Here is a 21910-nt window from a genome sequence, read left to right on the forward strand (position 1 = left end):
CCAGTGCTTTAACCGCGAAAACGCCTCGGTCGACAGACCGGGGCGTTTTCGTATGCAATCCGGGTGACAGGCGAACGTGACGCTTGCGCCGTGTATCAGGTACAATTCCCGGCTATTTTTCGGCGGGCCAAGCCTGCAGCCTTTTTGAGTGTTGATCCGTGAGTGATTTGAGTCATATCCGCAATTTCTCCATCATCGCCCACATTGACCATGGCAAGTCGACGCTGGCTGACCGTTTCATCCAGATGTGCGGTGGCCTGGCCGAGCGTGAAATGGAAGCCCAGGTACTGGATTCCATGGATCTGGAGCGCGAACGCGGGATCACCATCAAGGCCCACAGCGTTACCCTCTATTACAAAGCCAAAGATGGCGTCACCTACCAGCTGAACTTCATTGACACCCCGGGCCACGTCGACTTCACCTACGAAGTCAGCCGTTCCCTGGCCGCGTGTGAAGGTGCGTTGCTGGTGGTCGATGCCGGTCAGGGTGTTGAAGCCCAGTCCGTGGCCAACTGCTACACCGCCATCGAGCAAGGCCTCGAGGTCATGCCGGTGCTGAACAAGATCGACCTGCCACAGGCCGAGCCGGACCGCGTCAAGGACGAGATCGAGAAGATCATCGGTATCGACGCCACCGACGCTGTCACCTGCAGCGCCAAGACCGGCCTGGGTGTCGACGAAGTGCTCGAGCGTCTGGTCGCGACCATTCCTGCGCCGACCGGCAACATCGAAGATCCGCTGCAAGCGCTGATCATCGACTCCTGGTTCGACAACTACCTGGGCGTTGTTTCCCTGGTGCGCGTGCGTCATGGCCGCGTGAAGAAGGGTGACAAGATCCTGGTGAAATCCACCGGCAAGATCCACCTGGTCGACAGCGTCGGTGTATTCAACCCGAAGCACACCGCTACCGCTGACCTCAAGGCTGGCGAAGTGGGCTTCATCATCGCCAGTATCAAGGACATTCACGGTGCACCGGTCGGTGACACCCTGACCCTGAGCTCGACCCCGGATGTCCCGGTTCTGCCCGGTTTCAAACGCATCCAGCCACAGGTTTATGCCGGTCTGTTCCCGGTCAGCTCCGACGACTTCGAGGACTTCCGCGAAGCGCTGCAGAAACTGACCCTGAACGACTCGTCGCTGCAGTACACCCCGGAAAGCTCCGACGCCCTGGGCTTCGGCTTCCGTTGCGGGTTCCTCGGCATGCTGCACATGGAGATCATCCAGGAGCGCCTCGAGCGCGAATACGACCTGGATCTGATCACCACCGCGCCAACGGTAATTTTCGAGCTGGTGCTGAAAACCGGTGAAACGATTTACGTCGACAACCCGTCCAAACTTCCGGATGTGTCGGCCATCGAAGACATGCGCGAGCCAATCGTGCGTGCCAACATCCTGGTTCCGCAGGAACACCTGGGCAACGTCATCACCCTGTGCATCGAGAAACGCGGTGTGCAGGTCGACATGCTGTTCCTCGGCAATCAGGTGCAGGTCACTTACGACCTGCCGATGAACGAAGTGGTCCTGGACTTCTTCGACCGTCTCAAATCCACCAGCCGTGGCTATGCTTCGCTGGATTACCATTTCGATCGTTACCAATCGGCTAATCTGGTGAAACTGGACGTGCTGATCAACGGTGACAAGGTCGATGCCCTGGCGTTGATCGTGCACCGTGACAATTCGCACTTCAAAGGTCGCCAGTTGACCGAGAAGATGAAGGAACTGATTCCTCGTCAGATGTTCGACGTGGCGATCCAGGCGGCCATTGGCGGTCAGATCGTTGCCCGGACAACCGTCAAGGCACTCAGAAAGAACGTATTGGCCAAATGCTACGGCGGTGACGTAAGCCGTAAGAAAAAGCTGCTTGAAAAGCAAAAGGCCGGTAAGAAACGCATGAAGCAGGTCGGCAACGTGGAAATTCCACAAGAAGCCTTCCTTGCCGTGCTCAGGTTGGAATAGTCAGGTCCTATGTCACTAAATTTCCCGCTGTTGCTGGTCATCGCCGTGTTCGTCTGCGGCCTGTTGGCGTTGCTCGATCTGCTGTTCCTGGCGCCGCGTCGGCGTGCTGCCATTGCCTCTTATCAAGGCAGTGTCAGCCAGCCCGAGCCCGTGGTGGTCGAGAAGCTGAACAAAGAGCCGTTGCTGGTTGAATATGGCAAGTCGTTCTTTCCGGTGCTGTTCATCGTGCTGGTGCTGCGTTCGTTCCTGGTGGAACCGTTCCAGATTCCATCCGGCTCGATGAAACCGACTCTGGACGTGGGCGACTTCATTCTGGTGAACAAGTTTTCTTACGGGATCCGCCTGCCGGTGATCGACAAGAAAATCATCGAAGTCGGTGATCCGCAGCGTGGCGATGTGATGGTGTTCCGCTACCCGAGTGACCCGAACGTCAACTACATCAAGCGTGTAGTCGGCCTGCCGGGCGACACGGTGCGTTACACCGCCGACAAGCGTCTGTTGGTCAATGGCGAGTCGATTGCCGAGCAACTGGTCGGCTCCGAGCCGGGCACGCTGGGCAGCGCGGAGCTCTACAAGGAAAAACTCGGCGCCGCCGAGCACCTGATCCGCAAGGAAATGAGCCGCTACCGCGCAACCCCGGACCGTACCTGGACCGTGCCGGCCGGCCATTACTTCATGATGGGCGACAACCGCGACAACTCCAACGACAGTCGCTACTGGGATGATCCGAACATTCCCAAGGATTTGCTGGGCATGGTTCCCGACCAGAATATCGTCGGCAAAGCCTTCGCTGTCTGGATGAGCTGGCCGGAACCGAAACTCAGCCACCTGCCGAATTTCTCGCGGGTTGGCCTGATCAAGTAATCAATCACGGCGCTGTTGACCACAGCGCCGAATGCATTTCTGGAGTCGACACAAATCGGCACCAGGGCATGAAGCCACGATATTCAGGACGTCATTTTTGAACACAGCGTTAATTGTCCCAGGCCTGCGCCGTACCCCGGCGATGGCAGTGGAATCCAGCCACGAACTCAGCGTGGGTAAACCGTGAGCGTTTCTCTAAGCCGTCTCGAGCGCCAGCTCGGTTACACCTTCAAGGATCAGGAGCTGATGCTGCTGGCCCTCACGCACCGCAGCTTTGCCGGGCGTAACAACGAACGCCTGGAATTCCTCGGCGATGCCATCCTCAACTTCGTCGCCGGCGAGGCGCTGTTCGATCGCTTCCCGCTGGCCCGCGAAGGCCAGTTGTCGCGTTTGCGCGCACGTCTGGTGAAGGGTGAGACACTGGCCGTGCTGGCCCGTGGTTTCGACCTGGGCGACTACCTGCGTCTGGGCTCGGGCGAACTGAAAAGCGGTGGCTTCCGTCGCGAATCGATTCTGGCCGATGCCCTCGAAGCGCTGATCGGCGCGATTTACCTCGACGCCGGCATGGACGTCGCCCGCGAACGCGTACTGGCCTGGCTGGCCGGTGAGTTCGAAGGCCTGACGCTGGTCGACACCAACAAGGATCCCAAGACCCGTCTGCAGGAACACCTGCAATCGCGCGGTTGCGAACTGCCACGCTACGAAGTGGTGGATATCCAGGGTGAACCGCACTGCCGTACCTTCTTCGTCGAGTGCGAAGTGGTCTTATTGAATGAAAAAAGCCGAGGTCAGGGTGTGAGCCGTCGTATTGCCGAACAGGTAGCGGCCGCCGCAGCACTGATTGCCCTGGGCGTGGAGAATGGCAATGACTGATACAAACGCAACTCGCTGTGGCTACGTTGCCATCGTCGGCCGTCCCAACGTCGGCAAGTCGACGTTGCTCAACCACATCCTCGGCCAGAAGCTCGCGATCACCTCGCGCAAGCCGCAGACCACCCGTCACAACATGCTCGGGATCAAGACCGAGGGTGACGTGCAGGCGATCTACGTCGACACCCCCGGCATGCACAAGGGTGGCGAAAAGGCTCTGAACCGTTACATGAACAAAACCGCTTCGGCAGCGTTGAAAGATGTCGACGTGGTGATCTTCGTGGTCGATCGCACCAAGTGGACCGAAGAAGATCAGATGGTCCTGGAGCGCGTGCAGTACGTGACCGGCCCGCTGATCGTCGCGCTGAACAAGACCGACCGCATCGAAGACAAAGCCGAGCTGATGCCGCACCTGTCGTGGTTGCAGGAACAGCTGCCGAACGCACAGATCATTCCGATTTCCGCGCAGCACGGGCACAACCTCGACGCGCTGGAAAAGGTCATCGCCGATCACCTGCCGGAGAACGATCACTTCTTCCCGGAGGACCAGATCACCGACCGCAGCAGCCGTTTCCTTGCCGCTGAACTGGTGCGCGAGAAAATCATGCGCCAGATGGGCGCCGAGCTGCCGTACCAGATCACCGTCGAGATCGAAGAGTTCAAGCAGCAGGGCAAGACTCTGCATATCCATGCGCTGATCCTCGTCGAACGTGACGGCCAGAAGAAGATCATCATTGGCGACAAGGGCGAGCGCATCAAGCGCATCGGCACCGAAGCGCGCAAGGACATGGAGCTGCTGTTCGACTCCAAGATCATGCTCAACCTGTGGGTCAAGGTGAAGGGCGGCTGGTCCGACGACGAGCGTGCACTGCGTTCGCTGGGTTACGGCGATCTGTAAACGTTAGTTGCACTGTGCGAGCGGGCTTCTGTGGCGAGGGAGCTTGCTCCCGCTCGGCTGCGAAGCAGTCGTGAAATCGGGCGCCTCGGTGTGCCTGACACACCAAATCGCTGATCTTGGGGCTGCTTCGCAACCCAGCGGGAGCAAGCTCCCTCGCCACAATTGATGATCTTCAGAGATCTTTCGGCTTATGTCGCAACCCCCACCTCCCGCCCAACTCGCCTACGTCCTGCATTCGCGCGCCTACCGCGAAACCAGCGCGCTGGTCGACTTCCTCACGCCGCAAGGGCGGCTGCGGGCGGTGTTGCGCAGTGCGCGGGGCAAGGCCGGGACACTGGCGCGGCCGTTCGTGCCGCTGGAAGTCGAGTTTCGTGGCAAGGGTGAACTGAAGAATGTCGGGCGCATGGAAAGTGCCGGCAACGCGACCTGGATGGTCGGCGAGGCGCTGTTCAGTGGCCTCTACCTCAATGAGCTGCTGATCCGCCTGTTACCCGCCGAAGACCCGCACCCGGCGGTGTTCGATCATTACGCCGCGACCTTGCTGGCCCTGGCCGAAGGTCGTCCGCTGGAGCCGTTGTTGCGCTCCTTCGAATGGCGCCTGCTGGACGATCTCGGTTACGGCTTCTCCCTGAGCACCGATATCCACAGCGAGCCGGTCGCGCCGGACGGTCTGTATCGTCTGCAAGTGGACGCCGGGCTTGAACGGGTGTTTCTGTTGCAGCCGGGCCTGTTCAACGGCACCGAACTGTTGGCCATGGCTGAAGCCGACTGGACCGCTCCCGGCGCACTGTCCGCCGCCAAGCGTCTGATGCGTCAGGCACTGGCCGTGCACTTGGGCGGCCGTCCCCTCGTCAGCCGCGAGCTATTTCGCAAGCCCTGATATGCTGTGCGCCGAATCTTTCCCTTCAGGAGCGCATCCGTGACCACCAGCAATCGCATTCTTCTTGGCGTGAACATCGACCACGTCGCCACCCTGCGTCAGGCCCGTGGCACACGCTACCCGGATCCGGTCAAGGCAGCGCTGGACGCGGAAGAGGCGGGCGCCGACGGCATCACCGTGCACCTGCGTGAAGACCGCCGGCACATTCAGGAGCGCGACGTGTTGCTGCTCAAGGATGTGCTGCAAACCCGCATGAACTTCGAAATGGGCGTCACTGAAGAAATGATGGCGTTCGCCGAGCGCATCCGTCCGGCGCACATCTGCCTGGTTCCGGAAACCCGTCAGGAACTGACCACTGAAGGCGGTCTGGATGTAGCGGGGCAGGAGGAGCGGATCAGGGCGGCGGTCGAGCGCCTGTCGAAGATCGGCAGCGAAGTGTCGTTGTTCATCGATGCCGACGAGCGTCAGATCGCTGCGTCGAAACGCGTTGGTGCGCCGGCCATCGAGCTGCACACCGGGCGTTACGCCGATGCCGAAACCCCGACCGAAGTTGCTGAACAATTGAAGCGTGTGGCGGACGGCGTGGCGTTCGGTCTGGCGCAGGGCCTGATCGTCAATGCCGGGCATGGCCTGCATTATCACAACGTCGAAGCCGTGGCGGCGATCAAGGGCATCAACGAATTGAACATCGGCCATGCGCTGGTGGCGCATGCGTTGTTCGTGGGCTTCAAGTCAGCTGTTTCCGAGATGAAAACGCTGATTCTGGCGGCCGCCAAGCACTAATCAACACCCCAGAACCAAATGTGGGAGCGGGCTTGCTCGCGAAGGCGGTGCATCAGTCAAAGAATATGTCGACTGACACACCGCCTTCGCGAGCAAGCCCGCTCCCACATTGGATTTATGCTGTTGGTTAGAGCGGGGCAGGCTCTTGAGCCGGTTTTGACTTGTCGATCCCCGGCACATGCAGATTGCCTTCGGCCACCTGATCGCCTTCAAGCTGCGGCTGGGTCACCCAGGTCAGGATGTCGTAGTAGCGACGGATGTTCGCCACGAAATGCACCGGCTCGCCGCCTCGGGCGTAGCCATAGCGGGTCTTGCTGTACCACTGCTTCTGCGACAGCCGCGGCAAAATCTTCTTCACATCGAGCCATTTGTCGGGGTTCAACCCTTCCTTGGCCGTCAGCTTGCGCGCGTCATCCAGGTGACCGCTGCCGACGTTGTACGCCGCCAGGGCAAACCAGGTGCGATCCGGCTCCTTGATCGAATCGTCGAGCTGATCCTTCATGTAGGCCAGGTACTTGGCGCCGCCCATGATGCTTTGCTTGGGATCGAGTCGGTTCGACACGCCCATCGCCTGAGCGGTGTTCTGGGTCAGCATCATCAAACCGCGCACGCCGGTTTTCGAAGTGACTGCCGGTTGCCACAGCGATTCCTGATAACCGATGGCCGCCAGCAGGCGCCAGTCGACTTTCTCTTTCTTGGCGTAGGTCTTGAAGTGCTGTTCGTATTTGGGCAGGCGCTGCTGCAAGTGCTGGGCGAAGGTGGTGGCGCCCATGTAGCCGAGGACATCGACATGGCCGTAATAACGGTCTTTCAGGCGCTGCAGGGTGCCGTTTTTCTGCACCTTGTCGAGGTAGGCGTTGATCTCGTTGAGCAGGCTGTTGTCTTCGCCAGCGGCCACCGCCCAGCTCTGGCTGCGCGCATCGCCGAGGTCGAAGGCCACGCGGATGTTGGTGAAGTACACCTGGTTCATCGCCACTTCGTTGGAGTCGACCAGTGTCAGGTCGATCTGGCCTTCATCGACCATGCGCAGCAGGTCGACCACCTCAACGGCGTCGGACTCTTCGTATTCGATGCCCGGAAACTTCTTTTTCAGCTCCGCCAGTTGCTCGGCGTGGGTGCTGCCCTTGAGCACCATGATCTTCTTGCCGACCAGATCACCTGGATCGGTAGGGCGCGACTGGCCGTTGCGGTAGATGATCTGCGGGGTGACTTCGAGGTAGGAGTGGGAGAACCGCACCTGCTTCTTGCGATCCTCGCTGCTGACCAGACCTGCCGCCGCCAGCACCGGGCCGTTCGGCTTGCCAATCTGGTTGAACAGGTCGTCGAGGTTGTCGGCGGTCTCGATCTTCAGCTCGACCCCCAAATCGTCGGCGAAGCGCTTCACCAGCTCGTATTCGAAGCCGGTTTCACCGCTGCGATCCTGAAAGTAGGTGGCGGGGCTGTTACGGGTAATCACCCGCAGCACACCATCCTCCTTTACGCGCTCGAGTGTGTTGGGTTTATCAACACAGCCACCGAGCATCAGGAAGAGTCCGGTTGCGATCAGCCATTTGGCGTACCGCGGACGCAAAGCCGTTGGGAAAAACATCTGCGCAGTATACGCAAACGGCTGCGGGCGCCATATCTCGACAGTGAGGGGCTTGTCTGCTAGACATCACAAAACTGCACGAAACCCCGCAGGAATGGGGGTGAACGGCATTTTGTGACAGAAAAAATAAGCGCTGCCCGAGCACCCTCGGAATTTGACTTCAAAGGCAGAAACACAGATTGATATCCGAGTGCAACCGTGCGTAGCGTTTCGGGTGATGTTGAGGGCGGTTTAGGCTAGAATGCACGGCCTCAAAGCACACCCCTTCCCGAGGCTGTCCCGAAGATGTTGATCCTGCGCGGCGCTCCTGCCCTTTCTGCCTTTCGCCACAGCAAACTCCTTGAGCAACTGAGCCAGAAGGTTCCAGCTGTCAGTGGCCTGTATGCTGAATTCGCTCACTTCGCCGAAGTCACCGGCGTCCTGACCGGCGACGAACAGCAGGTGCTTGCGCGCCTTCTGAAGTACGGCCCAAGCGTTCCGGTACAAGAGCCGACCGGTCGTCTGTTTCTGGTGTTGCCGCGTTTCGGCACCATCTCGCCATGGTCGAGCAAGGCCAGCGACATCGCCCGCAACTGCGGCCTGAGCAAGATCCAGCGCCTGGAACGCGGCATCGCGTTCTACGTGGCCGGCCAGTTCAGTGACGCCGAAGCCCAGCAAATCGCCGACGTGCTGCATGACCGCATGACCCAGATCGTTCTGGGCAATCTGGAACAGGCCGCCGGTCTGTTCAGCCACGCCGAGCCGAAGCCGCTGACCGCGATCGACATCCTTGGTGGCGGTCGCGCCGCGCTGGAAAAAGCCAACACCGAGCTGGGCCTGGCCCTGGCCGAAGACGAGATCGACTACCTGGTCAACGCCTTCAACGGTCTCAAGCGCAACCCGCACGACATCGAACTGATGATGTTCGCCCAGGCCAACTCCGAGCACTGCCGCCACAAGATCTTCAACGCCAGTTGGGATATTGATGGCGAGAGCCAGGAAAAAAGCCTGTTCGGCATGATCAAGAACACCTATCAGATGCACAACGAAGGCGTGCTGTCCGCTTATAAGGACAACGCTTCGGTGATCGTCGGCAACGTCGCCGGCCGCTTCTTCCCGGATCCGGAAACCCGCCAGTACGGCGCGGTGCAGGAGCCGGTGCACATTCTGATGAAGGTCGAAACCCACAACCACCCGACCGCAATCGCCCCGTTCCCGGGCGCATCCACTGGTTCCGGCGGCGAGATCCGCGACGAAGGTGCAACCGGTCGTGGCGCCAAGCCAAAGGCCGGCCTGACCGGTTTCACCGTGTCCAACCTGCAGATTCCGGGCTTCGAACAGCCGTGGGAAGTGCCGTACGGCAAGCCTGAGCGCATCGTTACCGCGCTGGACATCATGATCGAAGGCCCGCTGGGCGGCGCCGCGTTCAACAACGAATTCGGTCGTCCGGCCCTGACTGGCTACTTCCGTACCTTCGAACAATCGATCAGCACCCCGCATGGTGATGAAGTTCGCGGTTACCACAAGCCGATCATGCTCGCGGGCGGCATGGGCAACATCCGTGAAGAACACGTCAAGAAAGGCGAGATCCTCGTCGGTTCCAAGCTGATCGTGCTCGGCGGCCCGGCGATGCTGATCGGTCTGGGCGGCGGCGCCGCTTCCTCGATGGCCACCGGCACCAGCTCGGCGGATCTCGACTTCGCTTCCGTACAGCGTGAAAACCCTGAGATGGAGCGTCGCTGCCAGGAAGTCATCGACCGTTGCTGGCAACTGGGCGACAAGAACCCGATCAGCTTCATCCACGATGTGGGCGCGGGCGGTCTGTCCAATGCCTTCCCGGAACTGGTCAACGACGGCGACCGCGGGGGCCGTTTCGAACTGCGCAACATTCCAAATGACGAGCCGGGCATGGCCCCGCACGAAATCTGGTCCAACGAATCCCAGGAACGTTACGTTCTGGCGGTCGGCCCGGCCGACTTCGAGCGCTTCAAGGCGATCTGCGAACGTGAGCGCTGCCCGTTCGCCGTGGTCGGCGAAGCCACTGCCGAGCCACAGCTTACTGTCACGGATAGCCACTTCGGCAACAACCCGGTGGACATGCCGCTGGAAGTGTTGCTGGGCAAGGCGCCGCGCATGCACCGTTCGGTGGTTCGCGAAGCCGAGCTGGGCGACGATTTCGATCCGTCGAACCTCGACATCAGCGAATCCATCGAGCGCGTCTTGCATCACCCGGCCGTGGCGAGCAAAAGCTTCCTGATCACCATCGGCGACCGCACCATCACCGGCCTCGTGGCCCGTGACCAGATGGTTGGCCCATGGCAGGTTCCGGTGGCCGACGTAGCCGTCACCGCCACCAGTTTCGACGTCTACACCGGTGAAGCGATGGCCATGGGCGAGCGCACTCCGCTGGCGCTGCTGGACGCTCCGGCGTCGGGCCGCATGGCCATCGGCGAAACCCTGACCAACATTGCCGCTTCGCGCATCAACAAGATCTCCGACATCAAACTGTCGGCGAACTGGATGTCCGCTGCCGGCCACCCGGGCGAAGATGCGCGTCTGTACGACACCGTGAAAGCGGTCGGCATGGAACTGTGCCCTGAGCTGGGCATCACCATCCCGGTGGGCAAGGACTCGATGTCCATGGCCACCCGCTGGAACGACAACGGTGAAGAAAAAACCGTGACCTCGCCGATGTCGCTGATCGTGACCGGTTTCGCCCCAGTGGCTGACATCCGTCAGACCCTGACCCCGGAACTGCGCATGGACAAGGGCACCACTGACCTGATCCTGATCGACCTCGGTCGCGGTCAGAACCGCATGGGTGCCTCTATCCTTGCCCAGGTGCACGGCAAGCTCGGCAAGCAGGCTCCGGACGTCGACGACGCCGAAGACCTGAAAGCCTTCTTCGCGGTGATCCAGGGCCTCAACGCCGACGGTCACCTGTTGGCTTACCACGACCGTTCCGACGGTGGTCTGCTGACCTCCGTGGTTGAAATGGCCTTCGCCGGCCACTGCGGTCTGAGCCTGAACCTGGACAGCGTTGCCGAAAACTCGGCCGAAATTGCCGCGATCCTGTTCAACGAAGAACTGGGTGCGGTGATTCAGGTTCGTCAGGACGCCACGCCAGACATCCTCGCGCAGTTCAGCGCGGCCGGTCTGGGTGACTGCGTGTCGGTGATCGGTCAGCCGATCAACAATGGCCAGATCAACATCACCTTCAACGGTGACACGGTGTTCGAAGGTCAGCGTCGTCTGTTGCAACGTCAGTGGGCCGAGACCAGCTACCAGATCCAGCGTCTGCGTGACAACGCCGACTGCGCCGAGCAAGAGTTCGACGCGCTGCTGGAAGAAGACAACCCGGGCCTGAGCGTCAAGCTGAGCTACGACGTCAACCAGGACATCGCCGCGCCTTACATCAAGAAAGGCATTCGCCCACAGGTTGCCGTGCTGCGTGAGCAGGGCGTCAACGGTCAGGTGGAAATGGCCGCCGCGTTCGACCGCGCCGGTTTCAACGCGATCGACGTGCACATGAGCGACATTCTCGCTGGCCGCGTCGACCTGAACGAGTTCAAAGGCCTGGTGGCCTGCGGTGGCTTCTCCTACGGCGACGTGCTCGGCGCAGGTGAAGGCTGGGCTAAGTCGGCGCTGTTCAACAGCCGTGCCCGCGATGCGTTCCAGGGCTTCTTCGAACGTAACGACAGCTTCACCCTCGGCGTGTGCAACGGTTGCCAGATGATGTCCAACCTGCACGAGCTGATCCCGGGCAGCGAGTTCTGGCCGCACTTCGTGCGCAACCGCTCCGAGCAGTTCGAAGCGCGCGTGGCGATGGTGCAGATCCAGGAGTCGAACTCGATCTTCCTGCAGGGCATGGCCGGTTCGCGTATGCCGATCGCCATCGCTCACGGTGAAGGCCATGCCGAGTTCTCCAGCGAAGAAGCCTTGCTGGAAGCCGATCTGTCGGGTTGCGTGGCGATGCGTTTTGTCGACAACCACGGCAAGGTCACCGAAGCCTACCCGGCCAACCCGAACGGTTCGCCGCGCGGGATTACCGGTCTCACCAGCCGCGACGGTCGCGTGACGATCATGATGCCGCACCCGGAGCGTGTGTTCCGCGCGGTGCAGAACTCGTGGCGTTCGGAAGACTGGACCGAGGATGCTCCTTGGATGCGCATGTTCCGTAATGCTCGCGTCTGGGTGAACTAAGCGTCGTGTACAAGCTCGGTTTTTTTGTTCCTGACAGTCATGTCGAGGTGGTCAAGGACGCTGTATTCGCTGCCGGTGGTGGGCGAATCGGGGACTATGACCACTGTGCGTGGCAGGTGCTTGGGTCTGGTCAGTTTCGGCCTTTGCACGGCAGTCAGCCGTTCATTGGTGAGGCGGGGCAGGTTGAGCGGGTCGAGGAATGGAAGGTTGAGCTTGTGGTTTGTGACGCGTTGATTGGTGATGTGGTGGCTGCTCTCAAGTTGAGCCACCCTTACGAGACGCCGGCTTATGAGGTGTGGCGGCTGGAGGATTTCTGATCTTTTTGCCGCTGGAACGGGAAGCCCGCAGATGAGTGATTGTCTGCGGGTTTTTTGTTGGCTGCGATTTGCTTTTCTGTAGGAGTGAGCCTGCTCGCGATGGCGCCCTGACAGGCGACCATGTTCTGGCTGACTGAGTGAATATCCGTTTCTTCGGGTGCGGCGGCTGGCGGTTTCGCCCTTACGGCGAGTCACTTTTTACAAACGCCTAAAAAGTAACCCAAAACGCTTGCTCCTGCGTTCGGCCCGCTCGCTGAGGCTCGGGGTCCCTTCGCTCCGGTATTGATCCGGGCGCAGCGCCTCCGGTTTGCTTCGCTGCACCTCCTCTCGCTGTGTTTGGCTGCGCCAAACGGTCGCTGCGCTCCCACGCCCGGATCAATCCCTCCACTCAGCCTTCCGACGTCGCCCGTGGATCAAGATCAAGAGCTGCAGCCGAGCTTGCGCTCATCCTGTTGAGTGGGGCGGCTTCGCCGCATGGGTTGTGCGTTTGCTAAGTTGTAGGAGCCAGACTGCTGGCGATGGCGGACTGACAGCCGACCGATCTCTACCTGAATATACCGGGTTCAACCTGTGGGAGCGGGCTTGCTCGCGAAGGCGTCCTGATATCTCACTGATCCATTGCAGATGCCCACAACCCCTGTAGGAGCCTGGCTTGCCAGCGATGGCGACCTGACAGCCGACCAATCTCTAGCTGATGCAGTACTCACCTGTAGGAGCTGCCGAAGGCTGCGATCTTTTGATCTTGCCTTTGATTGTGGAAAGCCAAAGACAAAAGATCGCAGCCTTCGGCAGCTCCTACAGTGGGATGTTTTGTGTTTAAAGATGTGTGGAATCAGAAGAACCTTCCCACAAAGTTTTCAGGTTGTCCCTCGGACGCTCGATCTCTAGGCTTTGTCTGTCGCTGCCAATTCAGCGACCGGGCGTGAGATCCCCGGAATGCTTGCAACTAGCGCCAACACCACGATAATTGGCGCCAGCTCAATCTGCTGCCTGCTTTATGGCGGCTGTGTGCGGGCAGACTTCGGTCTGGCCGGTTGCCTGCTCCGGTGGATCTCACCCTGCACATAGCTGCCACCTCTTTGCCGCGTGAGATCCGGCGAACGATGGCATCTTCACACGCCGTAGCAGGAGTTGAATTTTGGACAAACTGATCCCCGACCCACCCCACAAAGTCACACTTCCACCCGCCGGCGCCATCCGGGTTGAAGACCTGACGAAAGACCGTGAAGCGATCAAGCGCGCTGTCGATTTCTACTTCACCCCGCAATCCGCTGAGGCGCATCAGCCCAGCACAATGTTCATGGTCAACCCAAGCATCGACACCGAAACCCTGCTAGCCCACGCCTACGAATCGTTGGCCTGCGCCAGTGCCATGGCCAGCAACTTCGCCAGCGAACTCAGCGGCCTGCAACGCAGCACCGCACTGGCGATCCAGCAAATCGTCATGCTCGCCGAACTGGCGGTAAATCGAGCGCTGGATCGAGTCGATCCGCAAACCTGATTCATCGGATGATCATTGCAAACCGGCTCGTCCCGTCGCGGATCTCATATCCTTTTTGGGGAATTGAGACCTCACGTGGGAGCGGGCCGTCGGCGATCAAGTTTTGGATTCAATGCTTAGGTTCGTCTTGATGATGACCAATCATCGGAAACCACCGCTTACCTGTAATTTCTGACAGTGGTGCGATTCGGCAAACTTCTGTCTGATGAGACTTCCATTCACAACAGGTAAGAAGGATTTTGCTATGTCTACTGAAAAAAACACTGTGCCGGTAATTACCTCCATGAAAGACAGCCAAGGCGAGGAGATTCCAAACGGCGGTACGACCTCCTCCACTGTTGTGCAGTCGAGCGGCTTGGCGTCTGCCGGCGATGAACTCCAGATTTTCGACGGTGCTACTTTGAAGGGGCGAGTTGTCGCTGACGCTGCAGGCACTTGGCACTTTATCTTGACGGCTTTGTCATTGGGGGTTCATTCGATCACGGCCAGAGGACGGGTCCTTCACTCCCAAGCACGTACGTTCACCGTCAAGGCTTAGTAAACACTTGATAAAAAGCCGCTGAGCTCCACAGCCCAGCGGCTTTCCGTTTATCAGTGAGGCTGTTGAGTTTCGCTGTGGGTTATACCTTGGCGCTGACCTCACTCCGGTTCACCAACGCCTCAATCGCTCCACTCAAACTCGCAGCTTTCTCGCCAATCAACAAATGCCAGACCCCACCCTCCAGCGGGCTGACACCCTGGCAACCCAGCTCTTTCAACTGAGCCTCGGACAACGCTTTACCATCGACCAGTTGCAGGCGAATGCGGGTCAGGGCGATGCAGTCCAGTTGCAGCACATTCTCGCTACCGCCCAATGCCGTCAGCCATTGTTGGGCTTCCGCTGCAGCGACCATTGCAGCTTTCGATTCCTCGACCACCACCGCAGGCGCAGCCACCAACGCACGCCCCAGCGTCGGCATGGCGAGGCGGATTTCGTCGGCGATGCTGTCGGCCAATGGCCCGACCACCACCTGCAAGCTGCCGCCCTTGCCCGGTCGTACCACGGCCATCGCACCCAGTGCCTTCAAGTCAGCATCGGATGCCTTGTTGCGATCGACCATTTCCAGGCGCAGACGAGTCGTGCAGGCGCCAACGGTGAGCAGGTTCTCGGCACCGCCCAAGGCTTTGATGTAAGCCGCAGCGCGCTCGTTCTCGGTGAGAACTGCCTTGTCAGCCGCCGCCACGTCCTCACGCCCCGGCGTCTTCAAATTGAAACGACGAATACAGAAATCAAACACCGCGTAATACACCACGGCGTACGCCAGCCCGACCGGAATCACCAGCCAGCCATTGGTCGAGCGTCCCCAACCCAGCACCATGTCGATGAAGCCGCCGGAGAAGGTAAAACCGAGGTGGATGTTCAGCGCATTGGTGATCGCCATCGACAGGCCGGTCAGCAGCGCATGCAGCAGATACAACAACGGCGCCAAAAACATGAAGGCGAATTCAATCGGTTCAGTCACCCCGGTCAAAAACGACGTCAAAGCCATCGACAGGAAGATCCCGCCCATGACCTTACGGCGCTCCGGCAGGGCGTTGCGGTACATCGCCAGGCACGCGGCGGGCAGGCCGAAGATCATCATCGGGAACATGCCGGTCATGAACTGGCCGCCCTTTGGATCGCCGGCGAAGTAGCGTGACAGGTCGCCGGTGACCAGTGCGCCGGTGGTCGGGTCGGTGAAGTTGCCGAACACGAACCACGCCATGTTGTTGAGGATGTGGTGCAGGCCGGTGACGATCAGCAAGCGGTTGAACACGCCAAACACGAACGCACCCATGCTGCCGCTTTCCATCATCAGAGTGCCGAAGCTGTTGATGCCGTGCTGGATCGGCGGCCAGATGTAGCCAAACACCACACCCAGCCCGACCGCTGCGAACCCGGTGACAATCGGCACGAACCGGCGGCCGCCGAAGAACGCCAGGTACTCCGGCAGCTTGATGTCCTTGAAGCGGTTGTACAGCGCGCCCGCCATCAGGCCACTGACGATACCGGCGAGCATGCCCATGTTGATGCTCGGGTCGAGCACCTTAAGCGTGGAGATCATCACCAGGTAACCGATCACTCCGGCCAGGCCTGCGGTGCCATTGTTGTCCTTGGCGAATCCGACGGCGATGCCGATGGCGAAGATCATCGCCAGGTTGGCGAAGATCACCTGGCCGGCATCGTGAATGATCGCGATGTTCAGCAGGTCGGTGTCACCCAGACGCAGCAACAGGCCGGCAATCGGCAGGATCGCGATCGGCAGCATCAGCGCGCGGCCGAGGCGTTGCAGGCCTTCAATGAAGAGTTGGTACATGGTGGTTCTCCCTGCTCTTTATAGAGAGCTTGTTGTTAGTGCAGAGGCCAATGCTGGTGGCAGGCGTGACGTACCGCAGCGGCGCTGTTGAGTTTCAACAGGTCGCGGCTGAGGCGTTGGCATTCGGCCTCGTGCAACTGGCGCACGCGATCCTTGATTTCACCGATCTGCACCGGGCTCACCGATAGTTCGGTCACGCCGAGGCCGATCAGCACCGGTGTCGCCAGCGGATCGGAGGCGAGGGCACCGCACACGCCGACCCAGCGTTTGTGCACCGCCGCGCCTGCGCAGGTCATGGCGATCAGCCGCAGCAGCGCCGGGTGCAGGGCATCGACGCGAGCGGCGAGGCCGGCGTGGTCGCGGTCCATGGCCAAGGTGTATTGCGACAGGTCGTTGGTGCCGATCGACAGGAAGTCGGCGTGTTCGGCCAGTTGCTCGGCCTGCAAGGCAGCGGCGGGGACTTCGATCATCACGCCGATTTCCGGGCGCTGAGTCACACCCAGTTCGATGCACAGCGCATCGACCCGTTGGCGGATGTGCAGCAGTTCGTCGACTTCGGTGACCATCGGCAACAGGATCCGGCAACGGCGCAGCGGGCTGACTTGCAGCAGTGCGCGCAATTGCTGATCGAGGATTTCCGGACGGGCCTGGGCCAGACGAATGCCACGCAAGCCCAAGACCGGGTTGGCTTCGGCGGGCAACGGCAGGTAGTCGAGTTGCTTGTCGCCGCCGACGTCGATGGTGCGGATGATCACCGAGTGCTCACCCATGGCATCGAGCACGGCTTGATAGGCGGCGCGCTGCTCTTCGACGTCCGGCGCGGTCTGCCGGTCGACGAACAGAAATTCGGTGCGCAGCAGGCCGACGCCATCGGCGCCGTTGGCAAAGGCGTCTGCCGCTTCATGGCTGGAGGCGACATTGGCGACCACTTCGATGGCCACGCCATTGCGGGTTTCAGCGGGCAGATGCGCCTTGGCCTGTTGTGCATCGCGGCGTTGCTGACGGTCGATTTGCGCTTGCTGCACTTCGGCCAGGCGTTCGGCGTTCGGCGTCAGTTCGAGGCGGCCACCATCGGCATCCAGCACCACCGACTGACCTTGTGCTTGATCGAGTAATGCGGCGCCCAGTGCAACCAGGCACGGCAGACCTTTGCCGCGCGCCAGAATCGCCACGTGCGAAGTCGCGCCACCCTCGGCCATGCACAACCCGGCGACACCTTGGGCGCTGAGTTGCAGCAGATCCGACGGCGTCAGTTCATGCGCAGCGACGATGGCGCCGGCCGGCACCTCGTAATGCCAGGCTTCGCCGAGCAGGGCGCGCAGGACGCGTTGCTTGAGGTCGCGCAGGTCGTTGGCGCGTTCGGCCAGCAGCGCGCTGCCGGTGTGTTGCAGTACTTCGCACTGCACGTCGATCGACTGACTCCAGGCGTGGGTCGCCGCCGTGCCTTGGTCGATGGAATGCTGCGCGGTGTCGAGCAGGGCCGGGTCTTCGAGCAGTGCCAGATGCGCGGCGAAGATCGCTTCTTCGTCGGTGCTCTTGTGCTTTTTTGCTTGGGCGAGAGTAGCGTTGATTTCGCCGCGAACCTGATTCAGCGCGGCTTCAAGTTTCTGCAGTTGCTCAAGCGGAGCATGATTGCCCGCATCTGCCGGCAGGCTGATCGCGTTCAGGCGAAACAGCGGCCCGCCGACCAGTCCTGGTGCGGCGCACACACCCTGTAGCACGCCAGCCTCGGCCGGACGTTTGCTCGGTGCGGCGTTGACCGGTGCAGCGGCGTGATGATCATCGGGCAGGGCGGTCGCCAAGGCATTGAGCAAGGCTTGCAGCGCGGCTTCGGCGTCCGGCCCCTGACAGCTGACCTGCACTTCATCCTGCTCGCCGATGGCCAGTCCCATCAAGCCGATCAGGCTGTTGCACGGCGCCGATTTACCGGCGAAGTGCAGCTGCGACTGGCTCTTGAAGCCTTGTGCGGTCTGGCGAATCAATGCGGCCGGGCGCGCATGCAGACCGCCGCGATGCGCCACCAGCACTTGTCCACGCACCTCAGGCCCGCGAGTTTCTTCAACATTCGCAGCCGCACCGTTGCGGGCAATGATGTGCAGCAACGGCTCGCCGACCTTCACCGCTTTGAGTGTGATCGGGCGCACCTGGAAATCCTGGCTGTTGGTCAGGATCAACAGGCTGACCAGGCTTTTGCACTGCTGGCCGACCTTGTCCAGGTCATAGCGCAATAACGGCTGGCCGTTGCTGACCCGCGTACCTTCCTTGACCAGCATCGAGAAGCCTTCACCGTTCAGTTCAACGGTGTCGAGGCCCAGATGCAGAAGGATTTCCGCGCCGTTGTCGGCGCGCACGGTCAGTGCGTGGCCAGTACGGGCGACGTGGATGATCTCTCCAGCGCAGGGCGAATACAGGGTGTCATTCAGCGGGTCGATGGCGATGCCGTCACCCATCGCGCCGCTGGCGAACACCGCGTCCGGGACTTTGGCGAGCGTGAGCACCGGGCCGCTGAGCGGGGCGCTGAGGGTCAGCTCTTTATTGTTGTTGTGCATGGCTCGGTCTCATCAGTAATTTCGCTTTCCCCTGTAGGAGCTGCCGAAGGCTGCGATCTTTTGATCTTGATTTAAAAAACAACATCAAAAGATCGCAGCCTGCGGCAGCTCCTACAGGGTTGTGCATCAATCAACGGTTTTCGCGTCCGCCGACAGGGTTGTGCATCGTTCAGCAGTGGTTAGTGCGTACGGGTCACTTTGCTCAGGTGGCGCGGCTGATCCGGATCCATGCCGCGGGCCACGGCCAGGCCGGCGGCCATCACGTAGAAGCTCTGGATCGCCAGGATCGGGTCGAGGGCCGGGTGTTCGGCGCGGCTCAGGGTCAGGTCGCGTTCGAGGATGTCGTCCGGCGCGGCCAGCAGCACACGGGCGCCGCGTTGACGCATCTCTGCCGCAAGGCTGATCAGACCGGCCTGTTCGGCACCGCGCGGGGCGAACACCAGCAACGGGTAATGCTCGTCGATCAGCGCCATCGGGCCGTGACGGACTTCGGCACTGCTGAACGCTTCGGCCTGAATCGCCGAGGTTTCCTTGAATTTCAGCGCGGCCTCTTGGGCGATGGCGAAACCGGCACCACGGCCGATGACCATCAGGCGTTCGCAATCTCGCAAGGCATCGATGGCTGCGCTCCAGTCCTGCTGCGCCGCGTCGCGCAGACCTTCGGGCAGGGCGTTGTGCGCTTCCAGCAGTTCACGGTCTTCTTTCCAGTGCGCGATCAACCGGGCGCTGGCGCTGAGGGTGGCGATGAAACTCTTGGTCGCGGCGACGCTGCTTTCGGTGCCGGCGAGCAGCGGCAGGCTGAATTCGCAGGCCGCTTCCAGTGGCGAATCGGCGGCGTTGACCATCGACACACTGAGGGCGCCACGCTTGCGCAACAGACGCAGACTGTTGACCAGATCCGGGCTCTGACCCGATTGCGAGAACGCGAACGCCACCTGACCGCTGACCTTCAGCGGCGCCTGTTGCATGGTCACCACCGACATCGGCAACGACGCCACCGGCACCCCCAGTTGCTGCATGGTCAGGTAGGCGAAGTAGCTCGCTGCATGGTCGGAGCTGCCGCGCGCAACGGTCATTGCCACTTGCGGCGGCTGACGGCGCAGGCGCCCGGCGATCTCGATCATCTGCGGGTCGAGCTGTTGCAATTGGGCTTGCACGGCCTCGAACGAGGACAGCGCCTCTTCAAGCATTTTTGAAGTCAATGTCTTCTCCTTCGACCATGACGGCGGTCAGTGTGAGTGAGCGATCCAGCCGCACGCAGTCGGCCCAGGCCCCCGGTTGCAGGCGCCCGCGTTCAGTGATGCCGAGGTAGTCGGCGGGAAATTGCGACAGACGCTGCGAGGCCTCGGCGATCGGCAATCCGATCTTCACCAGGTTGCGCAGGGCCTGATCCATGGTCAGGGTGCTGCCGGCCAGCGTGCCGTCGGGCAGGCGCACGCCGCCCAGGCATTTGGTCACGGTGTGGCTACCGAGCTTGTATTCACCGTCGGGCATGCCGGCGGCCGCGGTCGAATCGGTGACGCAATACAGGCACGGGATCGAACGCAGGGCCACGCGGATCGCACCGGGATGCACGTGCAGCAAGTCCGGGATCAGCTCGGCGAATTTGGCATGGGCCAACGCGGCGCCGACGATTCCCGGCTCGCGGTGATGCAGCGGGCTCATGGCGTTGTATAAATGGGTGAAACTGGTGGCGCCGGCATCCAGGGCGGCGACACCTTCCTCGTAGCTGCCGAGGGTGTGGCCGATTTGCATGCGGATGCCGCGGCTGCTCAGTTCACGAATCAACCCGTCGTGACCGGCGATTTCCGGGGCGATGGTGATCACCCGGATCGGCGCCAGCGCCAGATATTCCTCGACTTCGGCCATCAACGCGGTGTGGGCAAAGTTCGGTTGCGCGCCGAGTTTGCCGGGGTTGATGTACGGGCCTTCCAGATGCACACCAAGCACCCGGGCGGCACCTTGCGGACGCTGTTCGCAGAACTCGCCGACCTCTTTCAGCACGCTGGAGATCTCGGCACTCGGCGCGGTCATGGTGGTGGCCAGCAGCGAGGTGGTGCCGAAACGAACGTGGGTGCGGGTGATGGTTTCGAAGGCGCTGGCGCCTTCCATGATGTCTTTGCCACCGCCGCCGTGGACGTGCAGGTCGATGAAACCCGGCAGCAGGTAGGGCAGGTCATTGTCGGCCGGGTCGCAGGGCACGCCTTTGATCGACACGACTTTGCCGTGTTCGTGAATCAGCCGGCCGCGAACCCAGCCGCTGGCGGTGAGGATGTTGTCTTCGGACATTTCGGTTCTCGCTTATGGCCGCTCTTAACGACGCAGCTCTGCAACAAAGTCGTAGTAGTCGTTGCGGCAATAGGTGTCGGTGACTTCGATCGGCGTGTTGTCTTCCAGATAGCCGACCCGGGTCATCAGCAGCATGGCGGTGCCGGGGGCGATGCCGACCAGCGCGGCGAACTCGTCCGAGGCGTTGATTGCCTGAATGTGCTGCAGGGCGCGGACGATCGGTTTGCCGATGCCGTCGAGGTATTCGTAGAGCGAATCGCCGACCAATTGCGGCTTGGGCATGATCGAGGCGGGCAGGGTGCTCATCTCGATGGCCATCACCGTGTCGTCGGCCTTGCGCAGGCGTTTCATGCGCGCGACCTTGTCGTTCGGCGACAGGCTCAGGCGGATCAGTTCTTCATGAGTCGGCAGAGTGATTTCGCGCTCCAGCCACTGCGAGCTGGGGACGAAACCCTTGAGGCGGAGCATTTCGCTGAAGCCCGAGAGGCGTGACAGCGGTTGTTCCAGACGGGGGGTGATGAAGGTGCCGGAACCTTGCAGGCGGCGGATCAGACCTTGATCGAGCAGCACTTCCAGCGCCTTGCGCGCGGTGACCCGAGAGATCCCCAGTTGCTCGCTGAGGTTGCGCTCTGACGGCATTGCCTGCTCGGCCTTCCACTGCCCGGAATGGATCGCCGATTCCAGATTGCGCGCCAGCTGCAGGTACAGCGGCGTCGGCTGGGAGTCATCTGGGCGTAGGGTCTGGAGGTCGTTCATGTAGGTCATTTCCGACGCGAGTATAGGATTGTTGTGGCTCGCTTGTGGGGCGGAAATTAATACCACTTGAATACCATGTCAACGCGTCGAATCGGCCTGTCGCCCAATGAAATGGCGGGTTCTGAGTGGGTTGTCTTGAAGT

General features: G+C 61.0%; 16 protein-coding genes. 10 read left to right on the top strand and 6 right to left on the bottom strand.

Annotation, left to right across the window (positions count from 1 at the left end; genetic code table 11):
• Positions 1 to 158: 158 nt before the first annotated feature.
• The 6 genes from lepA (at position 159) to pdxJ (ending at position 6250) form a co-directional block, all read left to right on the top strand.
• On the top strand, positions 159 to 1955 hold the full coding sequence (gene lepA / locus AC1RBR_RS05215; protein WP_003221926.1) for a translation elongation factor 4: 1797 nt from the start codon (positions 159 to 161) through the stop codon (positions 1953 to 1955).
• Positions 1956 to 1964: 9 nt separating this feature from the next.
• A complete protein-coding gene (gene lepB, locus AC1RBR_RS05220; protein WP_095138273.1) occupies positions 1965 to 2819 on the top strand; it encodes a signal peptidase I in 855 nt (284 codons plus the stop codon).
• Between the two features lie 183 nt (positions 2820 to 3002).
• The gene (gene rnc, locus AC1RBR_RS05225; protein WP_024011703.1) at positions 3003 to 3692 is read left to right on the top strand and encodes a ribonuclease III; all 690 of its coding nucleotides are present in this window, start codon (positions 3003 to 3005) and stop codon (positions 3690 to 3692) included.
• Positions 3685 to 4587, top strand: coding sequence for a GTPase Era (gene era / locus AC1RBR_RS05230; RefSeq protein WP_003221935.1), 903 nt, complete (start codon positions 3685 to 3687; stop codon positions 4585 to 4587). The genes rnc and era overlap by 8 nt, the downstream gene beginning before the upstream one ends.
• Before the next feature lie 190 nt (positions 4588 to 4777).
• Entirely contained in the window at positions 4778 to 5467 is a 690-nt protein-coding gene (gene recO / locus AC1RBR_RS05235) for a DNA repair protein RecO (RefSeq protein ID WP_492563299.1), read from the top strand.
• Positions 5468 to 5506: 39 nt separating this feature from the next.
• Positions 5507 to 6250 (top strand): pyridoxine 5'-phosphate synthase, encoded by a 744-nt coding sequence (gene pdxJ / locus AC1RBR_RS05240; protein ID WP_492563300.1) that lies wholly within the window; start codon positions 5507 to 5509, stop codon positions 6248 to 6250.
• A 127-nt stretch (positions 6251 to 6377) separates the two neighbouring features.
• On the opposite strand, the gene mltF is transcribed toward pdxJ, so the two are convergent.
• Complete coding sequence (gene mltF / locus AC1RBR_RS05245; protein ID WP_095138274.1) at positions 6378 to 7838, bottom strand: membrane-bound lytic murein transglycosylase MltF; 1461 nt, start codon at positions 7836 to 7838, stop codon at positions 6378 to 6380.
• Positions 7839 to 8123: 285 nt separating this feature from the next.
• Here mltF and purL point away from each other — a divergent pair, with 285 nt between their 5' ends.
• The 4 genes from purL to AC1RBR_RS05265 all read left to right on the top strand — a co-directional run bounded on the left by purL (position 8124) and on the right by AC1RBR_RS05265 (position 14376).
• Positions 8124 to 12020: a phosphoribosylformylglycinamidine synthase gene (purL, locus tag AC1RBR_RS05250; protein ID WP_095138275.1), complete on the top strand. Its 3897-nt coding sequence runs from the start codon at positions 8124 to 8126 to the stop codon at positions 12018 to 12020.
• Between the two features lie 5 nt (positions 12021 to 12025).
• Positions 12026 to 12337 (top strand): YqfO family protein, encoded by a 312-nt coding sequence (locus tag AC1RBR_RS05255; protein WP_150370326.1) that lies wholly within the window; start codon positions 12026 to 12028, stop codon positions 12335 to 12337.
• A 1138-nt stretch (positions 12338 to 13475) separates the two neighbouring features.
• A complete protein-coding gene (locus AC1RBR_RS05260; protein WP_492563303.1) occupies positions 13476 to 13838 on the top strand; it encodes a DUF6124 family protein in 363 nt (120 codons plus the stop codon).
• Between the two features lie 244 nt (positions 13839 to 14082).
• Positions 14083 to 14376 carry a hypothetical protein gene (locus AC1RBR_RS05265; protein WP_460356170.1) on the top strand — a complete coding sequence of 98 codons (294 nt, stop codon included), beginning with the start codon at positions 14083 to 14085 and terminating at the stop codon, positions 14374 to 14376.
• Positions 14377 to 14458: 82 nt separating this feature from the next.
• Here AC1RBR_RS05265 and nagE read toward each other — a convergent pair whose 3' ends face one another.
• From nagE to AC1RBR_RS05290, 5 genes are all read right to left on the bottom strand, one after another.
• Positions 14459 to 16174: an N-acetylglucosamine-specific PTS transporter subunit IIBC gene (gene nagE, locus AC1RBR_RS05270; protein ID WP_492563306.1), complete on the bottom strand. Its 1716-nt coding sequence runs from the start codon at positions 16172 to 16174 to the stop codon at positions 14459 to 14461.
• Positions 16175 to 16209: 35 nt separating this feature from the next.
• Positions 16210 to 18723, bottom strand: a complete 2514-nt coding sequence (gene ptsP, locus AC1RBR_RS05275) for a phosphoenolpyruvate--protein phosphotransferase (protein WP_492563308.1) — start codon at positions 18721 to 18723, stop codon at positions 16210 to 16212.
• Positions 18724 to 18902: 179 nt separating this feature from the next.
• Positions 18903 to 19925, bottom strand: a complete 1023-nt coding sequence (locus AC1RBR_RS05280; protein WP_166496651.1) for an SIS domain-containing protein — start codon at positions 19923 to 19925, stop codon at positions 18903 to 18905.
• Complete coding sequence (nagA, locus tag AC1RBR_RS05285) at positions 19906 to 21012, bottom strand: N-acetylglucosamine-6-phosphate deacetylase (protein ID WP_492563311.1); 1107 nt, start codon at positions 21010 to 21012, stop codon at positions 19906 to 19908. Before nagA ends, AC1RBR_RS05280 begins: the two co-directional genes overlap by 20 nt.
• A 24-nt stretch (positions 21013 to 21036) precedes the next feature.
• Positions 21037 to 21768, bottom strand: coding sequence for a GntR family transcriptional regulator (locus tag AC1RBR_RS05290; protein ID WP_492563313.1), 732 nt, complete (start codon positions 21766 to 21768; stop codon positions 21037 to 21039).
• Between the last annotated feature and the right edge of the window lie 142 nt (positions 21769 to 21910).

This window comes from Pseudomonas sp. GW823-FHT01D03 (genome assembly GCF_058798255.1).